Genomic DNA, 1193 nt, shown 5'->3' with positions numbered 1-1193 from the left:
GGTCAGGCGAGTTCAGCATTTCCGGGCAGGGGATGGTACTCTCCGACGGTGAGTAGACTATAGGGCGGCACGCCTTAATTACAATGCAGTTGAATGGGGTCTTCGAACATACGCTGTTGATGTCGTACCCGGCAGATTTCTCCACTGCAACAGTTTCCAGTTTAGTACGGCTGCTGGAGGCGCACAGAATTCTGATTGCTACTGCTTCCTGGAATAATTGGCGCAGTATGTTTATGGTGCTGACGCAAATATTTTTCTCATCTTCGATACTGAACATCAGGGAACAAAGGGATGCGGTTTCTTTTAACATCTTGATCAGTTTCTGAGATTCTTTATAATAGCCTTTTACCAGCATGTAATGGCTATTCCTGATCTCCGTAATCTTTCGGTAAAACTCCTTCTGGCTTTCGGTTATGTTTTGAACCAGCCCGTCAAGAGATTCGAGAATTTGGTGGTTCTCTGAAGGAAACACAGAATAATACTGCATAAATAAAAAGCCCCTCCCCGTTTAGCGTAAACTGGCAGGCGGCGGTTGCGCTACTGGCTCACTGCGGTCCAAGCGCCCACGTTGCAGACCGCAGTTCATCGCTCACCTTTTCACAAAGGGGATTATTTGACAAAAAAAACGAAATATCCTGCTTTTGTTGTAAATAAATTTTTGAAGGAGCTGATTTGCCGTTCTGGGCGACCCGGAGGTGAGGGATGTCCTGAAGGCCCTAGGCGGCCAGGGGGGAGTGGAAGTTTCTGCTGGGCCGGGGTTAGGCGCCCCCGGCCTTTTCTGTTTTTAGGGACTGACCAGGAGTCCTTAAAAACAGAGAGAGGGGAGTGCTCATTGTGAGCAGGGCCACAAAGAAAAAGAGAGGTCGGGAGCAGCAGGGGCCGGTCGAGCTTTTCTGCCCTTACTGTAACCAAACCATGCCCTACGGGTACGACCCCGCCCTGGGGTACTGCCGCTGCACGGGGTGCGGCGTCAGCACGGAGGACTTCCACACCCGGACGAAGAACGGCCTGTGGGACCCGCAGAGGAAGGACGAGGTGGAGCGGGCCGTGAGGGAGAGCGGCGTGGTCTACCGGAGGGAGGAGAAACCCGGTGAGGCGGACACTGCCCCGATGGAGGGGGTGAGACCTGCTTTCGCATGGACACCGCCGAAAGAAAAGGCGGCCTTTTTCCGGGTGGAGTGCTCCTGCGGGGC

The 1193-nt window shown here is 53.5% G+C and carries 2 protein-coding genes and 1 riboswitch; of the genes, one reads left to right on the top strand and one right to left on the bottom strand.

The annotated features are described in order from the left end of the window. Positions 1–487 (bottom strand): hypothetical protein (locus ACPLUI_RS14870; protein ID WP_424661018.1); only part of this gene is annotated, 487 nt, incomplete at its 3' end. A 30-nt stretch (positions 488–517) separates the two neighbouring features. Then, positions 518–601: riboswitch (cyclic di-GMP riboswitch) on the bottom strand. Positions 602–834: 233 nt separating this feature from the next. On the opposite strand from ACPLUI_RS14870, the gene ACPLUI_RS14865 reads away from it, so the two are divergent. Beyond that, positions 835–1193 (top strand): hypothetical protein (locus tag ACPLUI_RS14865; RefSeq protein ID WP_424661017.1); only part of this gene is annotated, 359 nt, incomplete at its 3' end.

The sequence above is a fragment of the Desulfofundulus sp. genome (assembly GCF_049701015.1).
Taxonomy (GTDB): domain Bacteria; phylum Bacillota; class Desulfotomaculia; order Desulfotomaculales; family Desulfovirgulaceae; genus Desulfofundulus.
Note: the sequence above shows the minus strand (reverse complement) of the source record. Positions and strands in the feature narration are given on the sequence as shown.